The 15,539-nt window shown below is 66.3% G+C and carries 14 protein-coding genes; 6 read left to right on the forward strand and 8 right to left on the reverse strand.

The features are described 5' to 3' along the window. Positions 1 to 5 precede the first annotated feature (5 nt). Positions 6 to 1,292 (reverse strand): MFS transporter, encoded by a 1,287-nt coding sequence (locus tag EJB06_RS22615; RefSeq protein ID WP_126076285.1) that lies wholly within the window; start codon positions 1,290 to 1,292, stop codon positions 6 to 8. Positions 1,293 to 1,306: 14 nt separating this feature from the next. Further along, complete coding sequence (locus EJB06_RS22620) at positions 1,307 to 2,707, reverse strand: KamA family radical SAM protein (protein WP_126076286.1); 1,401 nt, start codon at positions 2,705 to 2,707, stop codon at positions 1,307 to 1,309. A gap of 242 nt (positions 2,708 to 2,949) precedes the next feature. On the opposite strand from EJB06_RS22620, the gene EJB06_RS22625 reads away from it, so the two are divergent. Next, on the forward strand, positions 2,950 to 3,405 hold the full coding sequence (locus EJB06_RS22625; protein WP_126076287.1) for a cache domain-containing protein: 456 nt from the start codon (positions 2,950 to 2,952) through the stop codon (positions 3,403 to 3,405). Positions 3,406 to 3,463: 58 nt separating this feature from the next. Further along, positions 3,464 to 5,182 (forward strand): methyl-accepting chemotaxis protein, encoded by a 1,719-nt coding sequence (locus EJB06_RS22630; RefSeq protein ID WP_126076288.1) that lies wholly within the window; start codon positions 3,464 to 3,466, stop codon positions 5,180 to 5,182. Positions 5,183 to 5,305: 123 nt separating this feature from the next. Here EJB06_RS22630 and EJB06_RS22635 read toward each other — a convergent pair whose 3' ends face one another. Then, entirely contained in the window at positions 5,306 to 5,920 is a 615-nt protein-coding gene (locus EJB06_RS22635) for a DNA-3-methyladenine glycosylase (protein ID WP_126076388.1), read from the reverse strand. A gap of 360 nt (positions 5,921 to 6,280) precedes the next feature. Between EJB06_RS22635 and EJB06_RS22640 the strand changes: the two genes are divergently transcribed. From EJB06_RS22640 to EJB06_RS22655, 4 genes are all read left to right on the forward strand, one after another. Next, entirely contained in the window at positions 6,281 to 7,147 is an 867-nt protein-coding gene (locus EJB06_RS22640) for an HDOD domain-containing protein (protein WP_126076289.1), read from the forward strand. A 57-nt stretch (positions 7,148 to 7,204) separates the two neighbouring features. Beyond that, positions 7,205 to 8,392, forward strand: coding sequence for a tetratricopeptide repeat protein (locus EJB06_RS22645; RefSeq protein WP_126076290.1), 1,188 nt, complete (start codon positions 7,205 to 7,207; stop codon positions 8,390 to 8,392). A gap of 121 nt (positions 8,393 to 8,513) precedes the next feature. Further along, positions 8,514 to 9,080 carry a cysteine hydrolase family protein gene (locus EJB06_RS22650; protein ID WP_126076291.1) on the forward strand — a complete coding sequence of 189 codons (567 nt, stop codon included), beginning with the start codon at positions 8,514 to 8,516 and terminating at the stop codon, positions 9,078 to 9,080. Between the two features lie 73 nt (positions 9,081 to 9,153). After that, complete coding sequence (locus EJB06_RS22655) at positions 9,154 to 10,764, forward strand: alkaline phosphatase D family protein (protein WP_126076292.1); 1,611 nt, start codon at positions 9,154 to 9,156, stop codon at positions 10,762 to 10,764. Here the strand turns inward: EJB06_RS22655 and EJB06_RS22660 are convergent. From EJB06_RS22660 to EJB06_RS22675, 5 genes are read right to left on the reverse strand one after another with little or no spacing between them, the layout of a single operon-like run. Beyond that, entirely contained in the window at positions 10,761 to 12,518 is a 1,758-nt protein-coding gene (locus tag EJB06_RS22660) for an ABC transporter ATP-binding protein (protein ID WP_229427227.1), read from the reverse strand. The two genes, EJB06_RS22655 and EJB06_RS22660, sit on opposite strands and share 4 nt — an antisense overlap. Continuing rightward, complete coding sequence (locus EJB06_RS22665; protein WP_164557998.1) at positions 12,515 to 13,081, reverse strand: redoxin domain-containing protein; 567 nt, start codon at positions 13,079 to 13,081, stop codon at positions 12,515 to 12,517. The genes EJB06_RS22660 and EJB06_RS22665 overlap by 4 nt, the downstream gene beginning before the upstream one ends. Continuing rightward, positions 13,081 to 13,602 carry a MauE/DoxX family redox-associated membrane protein gene (locus EJB06_RS31995; protein WP_164557999.1) on the reverse strand — a complete coding sequence of 174 codons (522 nt, stop codon included), beginning with the start codon at positions 13,600 to 13,602 and terminating at the stop codon, positions 13,081 to 13,083. Before EJB06_RS31995 ends, EJB06_RS22665 begins: the two co-directional genes overlap by 1 nt. Then, positions 13,599 to 14,483: an SDH family Clp fold serine proteinase gene (locus EJB06_RS22670; RefSeq protein WP_126076294.1), complete on the reverse strand. Its 885-nt coding sequence runs from the start codon at positions 14,481 to 14,483 to the stop codon at positions 13,599 to 13,601. The genes EJB06_RS31995 and EJB06_RS22670 overlap by 4 nt, the downstream gene beginning before the upstream one ends. Then, positions 14,480 to 15,478 (reverse strand): ATP-grasp domain-containing protein, encoded by a 999-nt coding sequence (locus EJB06_RS22675; RefSeq protein ID WP_126076295.1) that lies wholly within the window; start codon positions 15,476 to 15,478, stop codon positions 14,480 to 14,482. The genes EJB06_RS22670 and EJB06_RS22675 overlap by 4 nt, the downstream gene beginning before the upstream one ends. Positions 15,479 to 15,539: the final 61 nt, after the last annotated feature.

Here is a 15,539-nt window from a genome sequence, read left to right on the forward strand (position 1 = left end):
GCCCGTTACGCCACCGCGCCCTCCCGCCGCTCCTGCATCCCGGCTGCGGCCGGCGCGCGGCCGCGCCGCCACACGTACAGCACCAAGCCGGGCAACTGCAGCAGCACCAGGATGCCGAACGCCGTCTGGTAAGCCATGGCCGGATATTGGTGCAGCACATTCGCATTCCACCAGCCCAGCACCTGGCCGAAACCGGCCTGCACCAGGAAGGCGCCGATAAAGATCAGCAGATTCAGGCAGGTGGCGGCGCGCCCGGTCAGGCTGGGCGGCATCGAGCGCGCCACGATCGCGTACTCGATGCCGGTGATGGTGCCGACCAGGGTAAACATCACGGACAGGGTCTGGAAGCCCGGCTTGAAATTGAGCACGATGCCGACCTGCACCAGCAGGAACAGGCCGATCCCGACCGCCGCCACGTCCAGCGGCACCACGCCGCGCCGCCCGGCCCACTCGGTCAGCATGCCGACCGCGATCGCCCCGAAAATCACGGCGGCCATGCTCAGGTACAGCAGGTAGGCCACGGCGGCGTCGGAAAAATGCGCCACGTCCGACAGCCAGCGCCCCATCCACAAGCCCTGGATGCCGAAGAACACCATGTGCGGCACCACCATCAGCGAGATGGTCTTGCGAAAGGCCGGATCGCGATACACGTCCAGGATCGATTGCACGGTCGGCGCGGGCGCCTTGGGCGCGCTGGCGGCCGGACGCGGCGTCACCAGCCAGATCAACAGGCCGATGCAGGCGGCCAGCGCGCCGAGCATGGTGAACAGCCCGCGCCAGTCGGTAAATTGCAGCGCCAGCCGCACCGGCAAGGTGGCCGAGGCCGCCCCCAGGCCGCCGACAGCGATCAGGTAGCCGTGCACCGAGGGCAGGCGCTCGGGCGCGATCCAGCCGGAAATCGACTTGACCGCCGACATGAAGCAGCCGCCCAGCCCGAAGCCGATGACGGCGCGTGCCAGCACCAGTTCGGCGAAGCTGTCGCCATGCGCGAACATCAGGGCGCCGGCCCCGGCCAGCAACATCAGCACCAGCTGCACCTTGCGCGGTCCGTAGCGGTCGAGTGCGATGCCGACCGGCAGTTGCACCAGCGCGAAGGAAAAGAAGAAGGCGCTGGTGAGCAGCCCCAGCTGCCCGGAGCTGAGCGAGAGCGACTGCACCAGGTTCGGCGCCAGCACGGCGTTGACGGTGCGCAGCAGGGACGACAGGTAGTGCCCCAGCGCAAACGGCAGGAACACGGAGAAGAAAACCGCCAGCCCCGACAAGCGCTGGCTGTGCTGTGCGCAGCCTGTCATGGTGCCCCCGCGCGTCAGGCGGCGTCGGTCTGCTGGCTGCAGCCGCCGGCCTCGACGCGCTGGGCGGCCTTGATCGGGATCACCTTGCCGAGCGGCGCATGGACAGCGCCATCGTCCTCGCCCTCGAAGAAGAACCTGGTCTTGCCGAACGCGGGCACCAGGTGGTCCATCCAGGTCGCCTTGTCGTCGTACTTGGCGAAGAAGGGCTTGCGCACCCAGTCCGGATTGCGCGCCTGCAAAAATTGCAGGGCGAACAGTTTCTCGCCATTGATGTTGACCACCCCATCGATCACGACCTTGCCCGGAAACGCGCTCATCGACGGCCCGCGCACCGTGCGCGACAGGCCCGACACCATCTGGTAGGCCGCCTGGAAAATTTCGTGGGCGCGCGCCAGCGGCAGCGAGAAATACTCGCTGGGGCCGGTGTCGCGCTCGACGAACATATAGTAGGGAATCGCCCCCAGGCGCACGCCGGTGGTCCACAGCTCGGCCCAGCTGGCCGGGTCTTCGTTGATATGGCGGATCAGCGGGCCTTGCATGCGCAGGGTGGCGCCGGTCGAGACGATGCGCTTGACCGCCTTTTGCGCCATCTCGTTGCGCAACTCCACCGCGTGGCTGTAGTGGCCCATGATGGCCAGGTTCTTGCCGGCGGCGACCACTTTTTCGAACAGGCGCATCAGGTCGTCGGCATCGCGGTCGGTGACGAAACGCTGCGGCCAGTAGGCCACCGCCTTGGTGCCGATGCGGATGTTCTGGATGTGCGCCAGCTCGGGCACCAGCAGCGATTCGAGGAACACCGCCAGCGAACGGGTATTCATGATCATCGGGTCGCCCCCGGTGATGAGCACGTCGGTCACGTCCGGATGGGTCGCCAGGTAGGCCACCAGCTCGGTGGTTTCGCGCGCATCGAACTTCATGTCGTCCATGCCGACGAACTGCGGCCAGCGGAAGCAGAAGGTGCAGTAAGCGTGGCAGGTCTGGCCGGCGCTGGGGAAGAACAGCACCGTTTCCTTGTACTTGTGCTGCAAGCCGCGCAAGGGCGCATCGTTTACGCGCGGCACGTTGTGGGTCATCTGGCCGGCCGGATGCGGATTCATGCGCATGCGGATCGTGTGCACCAGCTGGTTGATGGCCGCCTCATCCTTCTTGAACAGCACCAGCTCGCGCAACTGCGCATATTCCTGCGGCTGCAGCATGTCGCGGTGCGGAAACACCAGGCGATAGATGGGATCGTCCGGAATATTGCTCCAGTCGATCAGCTGGTCCATCACGTAGTCGTTGGTGCGAAACGGCAGCACGCGCGAGACCACCTCCACCGCTTCCTGCAGTTCGGGCGACATGAATTGCCACTGGCGCGCATTGGCAATCGACTGGCGGGTGTAAGGCTTGAATTTGGGTGGCGAAAGATCGGTCACGACAGGCTCCTGAACAGGGTGGAAAGGCAGAAATCCATCATAGGCTTGCCCTGCGGAACCAAATTGCCTTACATCAACATCATGGACGCGCCTTGTTCTTGTGCCCGCGCAAGCGGCCTGAAGTGTGGCGTGCGCGCATCCTTCGCCTCGGCCTTGACATGGCGCAATCGGCGCGCGACACGGGGGCGTAGATTACGCAATGCACCCAAGCAACACCCCTCCATTCCCCGAAAGGATTTGCCATGAAATTGCTGCTGAGCGCCACCGCCCTGTGCTGTACCTTCGCCGCCGGCGCCGCCTGCGCCACCGAGCCGACCGAAAAGGATGCGATCGCCATGGTCGAACGCGGCGTCGCCCTGATCAAGTCCAAGGGCAAGGATGAAATGGTCAAGCGCATCAACGCCAAGGACAAGGATTTCGTCCAGGGCGAGCTGTACATCGACATGCGCGACCTGCAGACCGGCATCGTGCTGGCACATCCGATCAATCCCTCGATCGTGGGCAAGGACCTGACCGACGTGCCCGATGCCAGCGGAAAAAAATATCGCCGCGACATCATCAACCTGGGCCAGTCCAAGGGCAAGGGCTGGGTCGACTACCAGTACAAGAACCCCACCAACGGCAAGATCGAGCCGAAAACCACCTACATCCAGCGGGTGGACGACGTGATCCTGGAAGCGGGCATCTACAAAAACTAAACAACTGCAAAGCGGGCGGCGCCGGCCGCCCTGCCGAACGTTCTGTCGGGAGTAAAGCATGCTGAACAAACTGCGTATTGGGCCCAAACTGCTGCTGGCCCCGGGGCTGGTACTGATCTTGCTGATGCTGGTGGCCGCGGGCGCCTGGTACGGCATGGTGCGCCAGAATGCTTCGCTGGAAAAAATGGTGCAGGTGCACGCCACGCGCCAGAAAGCCGCGGCCGACGTCGCCGGCGACGCCAAGCATGCGCACGCCAACATCTATCAATTGCTGGCCTGGATCAACGGCAGCTTCGCCCAGTCGCGCGTCGATGCGCTGGCGAACGACATCGGCAAGAAGCACGGCGCCATCGCCGGCCAGCTGGGCGCGCTGGCGCGCATGTCGGACCCGTCCGCGAAAAAGCTGATCGACGCGTCCGCCACGGCGCTCGGCGCTTACCGCAAGAGCGTCGTGGAAACCATCGAAATGGCGCAGATGGACCAGTCGATCGCCACCAACTCGATGCAAAAGGCGGAAAAGGAATTCGTCGCCCTGAGCGCCAGCCTGGGCCAGCTGGCGACCATGGAAAAAACCCTGGCCGAGCGCGCCTACGCCGACGCCCGCGAAGAATTCCGCGCGCTGGTGGGCGCCATGGCGGTGCTGGTGCTGCTCTCGATCGGCCTGTCGCTGCTGGCCACGATGCTGGTGCGGCGCGGCATGCTGGCCGACATCCGCGCCATTGCCGGGGTGGTGGGCGAACTGTCCAACGGGCGCCTGACGGTGGGAGCGCCGAATCGCGGCCGTGACGAAATCGCCGACACCTCGCGCGCACTGGACCAGACCATCGGGACCCTGAACCAGACCCTGCGTTCCGTCCTCAGTTCGGTGCAGTCGATCGACACCGCCTCGCACGAAATCGCCACCGGCAATATGGACTTGTCGAACCGCACCGAAATGCAGGCCGGCTCCCTGCAACAGACCGCCAGCGCGATGGAAACCCTGACCCTGGCGGTGAAGGAAAACGCCAGCAACGCCCGGCGCGCCAACGACCTGGCCGCCAGTGCCGCCACCCTGGCCGCCAACGGTGGCAAGGCGGTCGACCGCGCGGTGACGACCATGGCCCAGATCAAGGCCAGTTCGGCCAAGATTGTCGACATCATCGGCGTCATCGACGGCATTTCCTTCCAGACCAATATTTTGGCGCTGAACGCGGCGGTGGAAGCGGCGCGGGCCGGCGAACAAGGGCGCGGTTTCGCCGTCGTGGCGGCCGAAGTGCGCACCCTGGCGCAGCGTTCGGCGGCGGCGGCCAAGGAAATCAAGGGCCTGATCGCCGATTCGGTCGCCATCATCGACGGCGGCAGCGCCTCGGTCAACCAGGCCGGCAGCAGCATGGGCGACATCGTGGCCTCGGTGAAACAGGTCAACGACATCATCGAGCGCATCAGCCTGGCCAGTTCCGAGCAGGCCGACGGCATCGCCGAAGTCAATATGGCGGTCGGCCAGATGGACGCCATGACCCAGCAGAACGCCGCGCTGGTCGAAGAAGCGGCGGCGGCGGCCGAGAGCCTGCACGAGCAGACGGTCAAGCTGTCGAAAGCGGTATCGATTTTCCAGATCGATACCACTGCGGCGGAACAGGCGGCGCCGCCGGGCGCCCAGGCCGGACTGCCCGGCGGCCCGGGCGCCGCTGAGCGCGAACCGGCCGAGCGGCGCGCGGGGTCGAGCCGGATGCGGGCGGTGGGCGCGCGCGGACTGTCGCCGGCGGCGCGCGAAGCGGCCGGACGGCGCGTGGTGTAGGCGGCGGCCCTGGAGCCTACGCAGTGGATCGACGTCGCTGCCGGCGCGCCTGACAAGCGAGCGCCGCGTTGTTGGTCCTTGCATGGCCAGCCATGCGGCCTCCTCGCGCCTTGCCCCCGCTTGTCATGCATCACCATCGGCTTCCCGATCTACCGAGACAGGCTCTTGGCGGAAGGGCCGGCTCAGGAAGCGCGAGCCGGCCAGGCCGAAGCGCCAGGGCAGGTCCATGGCCTTGGAAATGCCGATGCGCGGCCCGGCCACCAGCACGGCCGGCTCGGCGGGGGCGAGGAGGACGAACGGCGGCGCATCGAGCGCCAGCGCGTTGTGCAAGCGCGTGATCCCCAGCGCCTGGCTCAGTTTGCCCGGTCCAGAGCACAGCAGGCGCGCATCGTCCACCCCGCGCCGCGTGCGCATCAGGTCGATGCCTGCGCGCGGTTCGATGGCGCGGATCAGCACCCCGGCGCCATGGCCCTCCTCGCGGCAGACGAAGTTCAGGCACCAGTGGATGCCGTAGGAGCGATAGACATAGGCATGGCCGGGCGGGCCGAACATGGCCAGGTTGCGTTCGCTGGGGCCGGAAAAACTGTGCGAGGCCGGATCGTCGCGGTCGTAGGCCTCGGTCTCGACGATGCGCCCGCCCACGCCATCGACCAGCAGCTCGACCCCGATCAGCTGGCGCGCCACCTCCTGCGACGGCGCGCCGAAATCGACGCCCGCCAAGTGTGTCTTGATCCCCATTTTCATGAAAAGCAATTCTACCTAAACTCCCGCCGCTGCCAGGTCTGGCAATCGGACACGGGCTCTACCGCAGTAATGCCGAGACCGTGTCCACCCCGGTGCCAGGTCTGACAATCGGACACGGACTCTACCGCAGTAATGCCGAGGCCGTGTCCACTTGTCAGACCTGGCACCGGCGGGACACCGGCGGGACACCGGCGGTTGGCGTTAAGGCAAGCTTGCCGTTGTCGGACATCCAGTGTGACGGCGGGCCAACAGTGGATAAAGATTCCTTGAGAGAAGATGAGCCGCTGGCACCCAGACTGGTTTATAGTGACGCATTGCAAGAGATTCCGCACGGAAATTAATCTTCGATATCATATGAGCAATCCCGCCCTCGCCACCCCTGCCGACGACCCGGTCGATGCCCTGATCAAGTCGATCCGCATTCCGCCGCGTCCGAGCCTGCTGGCCGACCTGCAGCGCGAACTGATGTCGGAAGATCCCTCGCCGGCCACCATCGGACGCATCATCGCCAGCGATGTCGGCATGTCCGGGGCGCTGCTCAAACTCGCCAATTCCTCCTTCTACGGCGGCAAGCGCAAGGCCAAGTCGATCGAGCAGGCGATTCTGTTCCTGGGCATCAACCAGGTCGCGGCCCTGATGACGGGCCTGCTGGCGCGCCGCAGCATCGGCACCGACCATGCCTCGCTGGCCAGTTTCTGGGACCTGTCGACCCGGCGCGCCCAGGCCATGGTGTACCTGTCGCGCCGCCTGCGCATCGGCGAAGCCGACGTGGCCCACACCTTCGGCCTGTTCTGCGACACCGGCGTGCCGCTCCTGATGCAGCGCTTCCCCGCCTACGCCTCCACCTTCGCCGAAGCGGCCAACGACCCGGTGCGCCCCTTCACGGCGCTCGAAGATGAACGCCACAGCACCAACCACGCGGCCATCGGCTGCCTGCTGGCGCGCAACTGGGGCCTGTCGAGCGAGGTGGCCTGGGCCATCCTGCACCACCAGGACTACACCGTCCTCGAAGACGACGCCACCGACGACGGCGTGCGCGCCCTGGTGGCGCTGTCGCTGCTGGCCGAAAGCGCCATCCAGCAGTACCAGGGCCACGGCGGCTCGCTCGAATGGGCCAAGGGCGGCGCCCGCGCCAGCGCCTACCTCGGCCTGTCCGACGACGACATCACCGACCTGCTTGACGAACTGCACGATTCCTTCCACGGCGAACACGAAAACTAGACTTTCGCCGTCGCGGCGACGATACTGAAAGTAAACGTCATACTTCAGGAGGCGACGATGCGATCCCTTGCCAGCTTGTTCATCCTTGGCCTGTCCCTGCTGTGCAGCGGCTGCGCCGGCGTGCGCGTGCCGGCCCCCTTCCCGCTGCCGGCGGTGTTCAGCGACGCCAGCTTCGCCCCGCCGCCTTCACCGGTCGGCCCGGACCAGCTGTTCGTGCTCAGTCCGGCCATGCGGGCCTACATCGAGAGCCCGGAATTCGCCGGCGCCATGCGCAGGCTGGGACCGGAGCGCGGCCTGGTCGAGGCGCTCTACACCAAGGGCGAGCTGAAACTCCAATACGACGCCAGCGTCACCCGCAACGCCGCCGAAACCTTCGACGCGCGCATGGGCAACTGCCTCTCGCTGGTGGTCATGACCGCCGCTTTCGCCAAGCACCTGGGACTGGAAGTGCAGTACCAGGACGTGATGATCGACGATGTCTGGACCCGCAACAACGGCCTGTATTTCGCCAGCACCCACGTCAACCTCTCGATGGGCAAGCGGCGCACGGCGCAGGCGCGCATATTGGGCGGCGACGAGCGCATGCTGAACATCGACTTCCTGCCGCCCGAGGACAGCGCGCGCTACAACACGCACGTCATCGAAGAACGCATGATCGAAGCGATGTTCATGAATAACCGCGCGGCCGAAGCGCTGGCCGACAAGCGCCTCGACGACGCCTACTGGTGGGCGCGCGCGGCGGTGGCGCACCTGCCGACCTACGCCACGCCCTACAACACCCTGGGCGTGATCTACCAGCGCCACGGCGACCAGCTGCTGGCCGAACGCGCGTTCAAGGCCAGCCTGACCCTGGAACCCGAAAGCACGATCGCCATGCACAACCTGGTGCCGGTGCTGTCCAAACTGGGCAAGGCCGAGGAATCGAAGGCGCTGGCGGCGCGCCTGGCCGCGCTGGAACCCACCCCGCCCTACCACTACTTCCACCAGGCGATCAAGGCGCTGGAAGAACTGCGCTATGCCGACGCGCGCGAACTGCTGCACAAGGAAGTGCGGCGCGCGCCCTTCAACCACGAGTTCCACTTCTGGCTGGCGATCGCGCACTGGCGCCTGGGCGAAGCCGGCGCGGCGCGCGACCAGCTGGCGCTGGCGCTCGACAACAGCACCACGCACGCGGCCAGCGAGCGCTATTCGGCCAAGCTGGCGTTTTTGCGCGCCCAGACGGGCAAGCGCCAGCGCGCTTATTGAGGCGCTTATTGAGGCGCGAAGTGAGGCGCGATACCGTGGCCGGCCCTACGTAGAAGTCGCAACTGGCGCGCCCCATGAGGGCCGCCTATACTTTGAGCTCGTCCATTCTTAACGAGCTTCCATGCGCAACGACCTGCCCGCCCTGATCATCATCGACATGCAAGAAGCCATGGCCAATCCGGCTGCGGGACAACGTAACAACCCGGACGCCGCCGAACGCATCGCGCGCCTGCTGGGCGCCTGGCGCGCGGCCGATGCGCCGGTGATCCACGTGCGCCACATCTCGCGCACCCCGGGCAGCCTGTTCTGGCCCGGCCAGCCGGGCGTGCAGTTCCAGGAAGCGCTGGCGCCCCTGCCGCACGAGCACGTGGTCGAGAAAAACGTGCCCGACGCGTTCATCCGCTCGGGCCTGGAGCGCTGGCTGCATGCGCGCGGCATCGAACGGCTCGTGCTCGTCGGCGTGAGCACCAACAATTCGGTCGAGGGCAGCGCCCGCAGCGCCGGCAACCTCGGTTTCGACACCACCGTGGTGGCCGACGCCTGCTTCGCCTTTGCCGGCACCGACTACGCCGGCCAGGCGCGCAGCGCCGACGAGGTGCACGCGATGGCGCTGGCCAACCTGGACGGCGAATACGCCACCGTCAGCGACAGCGCCAGCGTGCTTCACTGCCTGTTCGACGCAACGTAATTTCCCTCTTGGCAATTCATCAATAGGTCATAAAGAGGCTCTAGACTTCCAGCCATCTTTCACTGGAGCCTTCATGACCTCAACACTTTCACGCCGCGGTTTCCTCACGCGCGGCGGCATCATCGCCGGCGGCACGGCGCTCAATGGTTCGCTGCTGCTGTCGGCCTGCGGCGGTTCGGATTCGCCCGCCCCGTCCATCGTCCCGAGCGAGGCCGAACGGCCCAAGCTGCCGTCGGGGATCCAGTTCGGCGACGTGACCGGCGAGCGCGCCGTGATCTGGAGCCGCAGCGACCGCAATGCGCAGATGATCGTCGAATACGACACCAGCGAACGCTTTACCAACGCCAGCCGCATTGTCGGCCCCTACGCCACCGAGGCCAGCGACTTCACCTCGCGCGTCGACCTGTCGGGACTGCCGGCCGGCCAGACCGTGTTCGTGCGCGTCAAGTACATCGACCCGGCCAACGGCCGCATCGAGAGCGAAGCGGTGTCGGGCCAGTTCCGCACCATGCCGCAGGCCGACGGCAAGCGCGCCATCCGCTTCCACTGGAGCGGCGACCAGGCCGGCCAGGGCTGGGGCATCAACACCGATTTCGGCGGCGTGCGCATGTACGAGTCGATGCGCAAGCGCGATCCGGATTTCTTCATCCATAACGGCGACACCGTCTACGCCGACGGCCCGATCGCGGCCGAAGCGAAAGCCGAAAACGGCCAGATCTGGAAAAGCATCGTGACCGAAGAAGTGAGCAAGGTCGCCGAAACGCTCAAGGAATTCCGCGGCCGCCATGCGTACAACACGCTCGACCTGAACTTCCGCAAATTCGCGGCCCAGGTGCCGCAGCTCTGGCAGTGGGACGACCACGAGGTGACCAACAACTACAGCGGCGCCAAGGACCTGTCGGCCGATGCGCGCTACAAGGAAAAGAACGTCGCCACCCTGGCCGAACGGGGCCGCCGCGCCTTCCTCGAATACGCGCCGATGCGCTTCTACAAACAGGCCGAACCCCAGCGCATCTACCGCAGCATCGGCTACGGCCCGCTGCTGGACGTGTTCGTGATCGACATGCGCAGCTACCGTGGTCCTAACAGCGCCAACCTGCAGACCGAGGAAAATACCAGCTCGGCGCTCCTTGGCTCGGCCCAGGTGGACTGGCTGATCGCCGAACTCAATGCCTCGAAGGCCACCTGGAAGGTCATCTCCTCGGACATGCCGATCGGGCTGGAAGTGGCCGACGGCAAGGACGCCAAGGGCGTGGCGATGTGGGAAGCCGTCGCCAATGGCGTGAGCGGTCCGGCCTCGGGTCGCGAACTGGAAATGGCGCGCCTGCTCAAGGGGATCAAGAACGTGCCGAACGTGGTCTGGATCACCACCGACGTGCATTACTGCGCGGCGCACTTTTACGACCCGGCCAAGGCGCACTTCACCGACTTCGCGCCGTTCTGGGAATTCGTGGCCGGCCCGATGAATGCCGGCTCCTTCGGTCCTGGCAAACTGGATATGACCTTCGGCCCGACCGAGGTCTTTGCCAAGGCGCCGCCGGTGCAGAACTCCTCGCCGTTCGCCGGCTACCAGTTCTTCGGCGAGGTCAACATCGACCCCCTATCGAAAGCGATGAAGGTCGACCTGCTGGACCTGAACGGCGTGACGCAGTTCAGCAAGACGCTGCCGGCGGCCGGCGTCTAGGCCGCTGCCGGCGCGGCGGCGCGTGCCAGCTGGTGGCGCATCAGGTGGAAGTACAAGCCCTCCTGCTGCGCCACCAGTTGCGCGTGGGTGCCGTGCTGCGCCAGGCGGCCCTGTTCCAGCACCAGGATGCGGTCGGCCTTGACGATGGTGGAAAAGCGGTGCGCGATGATGATCGTGGTGCGCCCCTGCATCAGGGTGTCGAGCGCGCGCTGCACCTGCAGTTCGCTGGCCGAATCGAGCGCGCTGGTCGCTTCGTCGAGGATCAGGATGCGCGGGTCGCGCAGCAGCGCGCGGGCAATCGCGATGCGCTGTTTCTGCCCGCCCGAGAGCTGCGCGCCGCGCTCGCCGACCACGGTATCGTAACCATCCGGGAAGGCGCTGATGAAATCGTGGGCGTAGGCCAGGGCGGCGGCGGCCTTGACTTCGTCCAGCGTCACCTCGCGTTCGGCCACGGCGAACGCGATGTTCTCGAATATGCTGCCCGAGAACAGCGAGGGCTCCTGCTCCACGATCGCCAGCTTGCTGCGGATGGCGGCCAGCGGCATGGCGGCGGCGTCGACGCCGTCGAACAGGATGCGGCCGCTGTCGGGCCGGTAGAAGCCCAGGATCAGGCTCGCGATGGTGGACTTGCCGGCGCCGGACGCGCCGACCAGCGCGATGGTGTCGCCGGCGGCGATGGAAAAATCGATCTTGTTCAAGGCTGGCGCGTCAGGCCGTTCCGGATACGCAAACGCCACGTCCTCGAAGGCCAGCCTGCCCTGCAGGCCTGCCTCGCCGGCCGGCGCTTCCTGTGCGCGTTCGGTGTTGATGACCTTGAAAATCCATTCGGTGGCGCCGATGGTGCGCATCCACGCGTTCCAGAATTCGCCGATGGCCCCCGCCGCTTCGGTCACCATGCTGGCATACAGGATGAAGGCGGTCAGGTCGCCCACCGTCATCTGGCCCTGCCCGATCAGGCGTGCGCCGAACCACAAGGTGCCCAGCAGCGCCAGGTACACGAGGAAGGACGAGCCGCCGCGAAACAGCGCAAACAGCGCACTGCTCGACACCGACAGCGACAGCGCGTGTTCGGTGGCGCCGGCATAGCGTGCGCGCGCGGTGCGCTGCTGGCTGAAGGCGTGCACCAGGCGGATGTTCGAAAAATGCTCCTGCGCGACCTTGCCGCATTCGGCCTGGCCGTCCTGCATCAGGCTCGCTCGCTTGCGGTACACCTTGCCCGTCATTTTGCCGATGAACAGGGTGGCCGGCAAAAAGATCACCAGCATCAGGCTGAGCACCGGCGAAATCGTCAGCAGCATCACCACCCCGCCAATGAACACGCACAGGCAGCGCAGCGACACCGCCATGCCCATGGTCAGCGTGTCGTGCAGGATTTCGACATCGGCCGTGAGGCGGTTATTCAGTTCGCCGACGTGGTGCTTGTCGTAGAAGCGGATCGGCTGCTCGATCAGCGCCGCGTACAACTGGCGCCGGATGCGGGTGACGATCATGTAGCCGGTCGACTCGAAAATATAATAGCGCGCCGTGGCGGCCACCGCCTGCAGCGCCAGCACCGCCAGCATGGTCAGGGCCAGTGAGCTGAACCACGCCATGTCCTTGCGCACGTTGATGTTATCGATGAAGTACGACAGCGCCTTCGGGTAGGCCAGCTGGATCAGCACCGTGACCGCCATGCACACCAGGCCCGCGCCCAAGCGCCAGGCGAAGGGGCGCAGCAGGCGCAGGCGGTCGAGGTGGGGCGACGGCCGGCTCACGCGCTGGCCTCGTGCGCCATCTGCACCTCGTCCATCTGTTCGCAGAAGCTGCGCCAGTCCTCGTCGCCGATCATGCCGCGCGCGTCCAGCGTGCCGTCCTGGCTGACGAACAGGTACGAGGGCGACGACATGAGCGGGTTGAGCATCTCGTACTCGGCTGCCGCCACGCGCACGGCATGGGCGTCCAGCGCCGTCGCTTGCAGGAAGCGGCGCAGGCGCCAGCCCGGTTCGACGCTGACCAGCCAGAGCGCCACGCCGGCCTGCTGCGCCAGCGGCGCCAGGCGCGCGATCTCGGGCAGCTTGTGGCGGCACTTGGGACAGGCGCTGGACAGGAACAGCAGCACCGCCGGCTGGCCATCGCCGCCCACCGTGAGCGGCGCGCCGCCGACGAGAGATTTACCGGTGAAGGCGCCGACTTCCTCGCCCAGCGGCAGGATCGATGCCGCCTTCGCCGCCGCGCTCAGGCTGGCGACAACCTTTAACAGATGCAGCGACAGCGTGAGATTGAGCGCCACGCTCAGGGCCAGCAGCAGCAGGATGACGGCCAGGACGTCGCTATCCATCAGGCGCTCCGTTTCAGGGCGCGCGCGAGATCGTGAAAGCCGATGGCGCCGATGGTGGCGATCAGCGCCAGCGCGGCGGCCAGCACGCTGTCTTTCCTGCCGAAGGCGGCGCCGCCGGAGAACGCGAGGCAGACGCCGATACTGGCGATGACCAGGCCATTGCGCAGCAGATCGTAGCCCGATACCGGCCGTTCGCTCTCGCCGAAGCAGCTGCATTTGACGCTGCCTTCGACCACGTAGCGATAGCCGACCAGCGCCGTCAGCGCCACGAACAGCACCAGGGCGGCGCCCATGCCGAGGCGCCCGACGGCGCCGCCGGCGAGAATCAGGGCTGCCAGCAGCGCCTCCAGCGCCACCACGGCCGGCGCGACGACGGCCGCCGCCCGCCGCGGTACGCCGAAGGACTCGGCCAGGTTGTGCGAAAACGCGGCCAGCGTGCGCAATTTGCCGAATGCGGCGCAGGCCAGCAGGAACGCGGTGAAATAGCGGATGATCTCCGCAAGGTAGGCCGGCGCGCTCATACGGCCAGCTTGCCCCAGCGCGGCAGGAAGCCGCCGCTGCGGTGTTCGCGCAGCATGCCGCCGTCGCGCGTGGCCAGCAGCACATCGTTCCACGGGGCGTCGGCCGATTCGCGCAGGCCGCCGCCGACGATCGTTTGCAGCACGCGCGACATGCGCCAGGCGCACTCCTCGACTTCCGGCTCGCGCCGGATGCGCAGGCCCAGTCTGGCCATCTCCTCGCGGGTGAGCGCGTAATTGTGCGAGTAGTAGCCGAACATCAGCTCCTTGACCACGTCCTGGCGAACGCTCTCGGGTTTGTCGGGCATCTGGAAGCGCAGCAGTTCTTCGCCGATCCGCATCACTTCCTGGGTGGTGCGGTAGAACGCGGTGAGGGTCGGCGGGAAGATGCTGTTGCACAGGAGGCCCAGCGACTGCAAGCGCGCCTCGTCGGAGCTGATGCCGAACCATTCCTCGCTCATGGCGCCGAACATCTTGATGTCCTGGCACGAGAACGACGAGGCTGGGCTGTCTTCATCGGTGCCGCCATGCAGGTGCGGGTCGATCGGCGAAAACATGGCCAGGTCGCCGGCGATGATTTCATCGGCGGCCAGCGCCAGGATGGTGGCCGAGGACTCGCACTGATAGGGCACGATGAAGGCCAGGCGCTCGCTGAACTGGCGCAGCAGCAGCGCGATGCGGCGCGCCGCGTTGACGATGCCGCCACGGCATTGCAGCACCACGTCCAGGCGCGGCACGCGGCCGATGGCGCGGCACTGTTCATACAGGGCCGGCAGGATCTCCATGTCCAGGTTCGAGGCGGCGAAGACCAGCACGCGGCTGTCGCGCAGCGCTTCGATCTCCTTGATCTGCTCGCGCACGGGAAAACGGTGTGACTGCGTCATGCGCACTCCTCAATGAGTCGGCCGGCCAGCGCGTCGAGCATGGCGAAGGCGGGAATCAACTGCTCGATGTAGAGAAACTGGCCGACCGGATTATTTTCCAGGAAAACCACGTCGTCGTCCGGCGTGACGATCAGGTCCAGCGCGCTGTAGGCCAGGCCGTAGCTGCGCACGAAGGCCAGGCAGCGCTCGCGCAGCGCATCCGGCAGCACGGTCGCCTCGTACAGGATATCGGCCGACATGTCGCGCGAATCGATGGCGGTGCGTTCGTCGTCCTGCGAGTGGATCTTGGCCGCGAACACGCGCTCGCCGATGATCGTCACGCGCAGTTCGTACTGCTTGGGGATGTACTGCTGAAAATGGCAGGCCAGTTCGGCCACCGACGCCAGGTTCTCCAGCATGGCGTCGTCGACCAGGGTGGTGCCGATGCCGTTGGCCACGCGGTCCTCGTCGGCCAGGTCTTCGCCGCCCAGGTTGGGGCTGGAGAGGGCCTTGAAGATCATGGGGCCGTCGAAGCTGGCGCGAAAGGCGCTCACCTCGGCCGGCGAATTGGTGGTCAGCGAAGCGGGAATGCGAAAGCCCATGCGCGCGGCGCGCTGCAACTGCTCGCCCTTCCACATGGCGCCGCGCAGGGCCAGCGGATGGCTCATCCAGAAGCAGTCGAGCGTATAAAGCATGCCGAACAGCGCCTGCTCCGTCTCTCCCCTGGCGTAGGCACGTTCCTGGACGCCCAGGTCGGGGCTGAGAAAACTGAATTCGGCCGGCTTGCGGCTCCAGATCGCGCCCACGTCGGCCAGGTCGAGCGTGTCGCCCGAGGGCAGGTGGCGGATCGACTGGCGCAGGCTGCCGGCGGCGAACCATTGCGAGCTCTGGTAATCGCGCGGAAAGGCGTCCAGGTCGATGCGGAAGGCCGCGCAGCCCTTGGCCTGCAGGATGGGGATCAGGAGGTCGACATGCAGGTCGGCGCTGTTACTGACAATCAGAACCTTTTTCGCCATAAGCCAGTTGGAAGAGGTCGGAAAAAAAGCCCTGCCCGACGAGCAGGGCTGCCTGGGTGTC

The sequence above is a fragment of the Massilia atriviolacea genome (assembly GCF_003953935.1).
Lineage (GTDB): Bacteria > Pseudomonadota > Gammaproteobacteria > Burkholderiales > Burkholderiaceae_D > Telluria_A > Telluria_A atriviolacea.

Coding starts and splice junctions, on each gene's coding strand:
- EJB06_RS22665 (WP_164557998.1), bottom strand. CDS start 13,081: ATGGATAGCGACGTCCTGGCCGTCATCCTGCTGCTGCTGGCCCTGAGC.
- EJB06_RS22625 (WP_126076287.1), top strand. CDS start 2,950: ATGAAATTGCTGCTGAGCGCCACCGCCCTGTGCTGTACCTTCGCCGCC.
- EJB06_RS22675 (WP_126076295.1), bottom strand. CDS start 15,478: ATGGCGAAAAAGGTTCTGATTGTCAGTAACAGCGCCGACCTGCATGTC.
- EJB06_RS22655 (WP_126076292.1), top strand. CDS start 9,154: ATGACCTCAACACTTTCACGCCGCGGTTTCCTCACGCGCGGCGGCATC.
- EJB06_RS22635 (WP_126076388.1), bottom strand. CDS start 5,920: ATGGGGATCAAGACACACTTGGCGGGCGTCGATTTCGGCGCGCCGTCG.
- EJB06_RS31995 (WP_164557999.1), bottom strand. CDS start 13,602: ATGAGCGCGCCGGCCTACCTTGCGGAGATCATCCGCTATTTCACCGCG.
- EJB06_RS22670 (WP_126076294.1), bottom strand. CDS start 14,483: ATGACGCAGTCACACCGTTTTCCCGTGCGCGAGCAGATCAAGGAGATC.
- EJB06_RS22645 (WP_126076290.1), top strand. CDS start 7,205: ATGCGATCCCTTGCCAGCTTGTTCATCCTTGGCCTGTCCCTGCTGTGC.
- EJB06_RS22615 (WP_126076285.1), bottom strand. CDS start 1,292: ATGACAGGCTGCGCACAGCACAGCCAGCGCTTGTCGGGGCTGGCGGTT.
- EJB06_RS22640 (WP_126076289.1), top strand. CDS start 6,281: ATGAGCAATCCCGCCCTCGCCACCCCTGCCGACGACCCGGTCGATGCC.
- EJB06_RS22650 (WP_126076291.1), top strand. CDS start 8,514: ATGCGCAACGACCTGCCCGCCCTGATCATCATCGACATGCAAGAAGCC.
- EJB06_RS22630 (WP_126076288.1), top strand. CDS start 3,464: ATGCTGAACAAACTGCGTATTGGGCCCAAACTGCTGCTGGCCCCGGGG.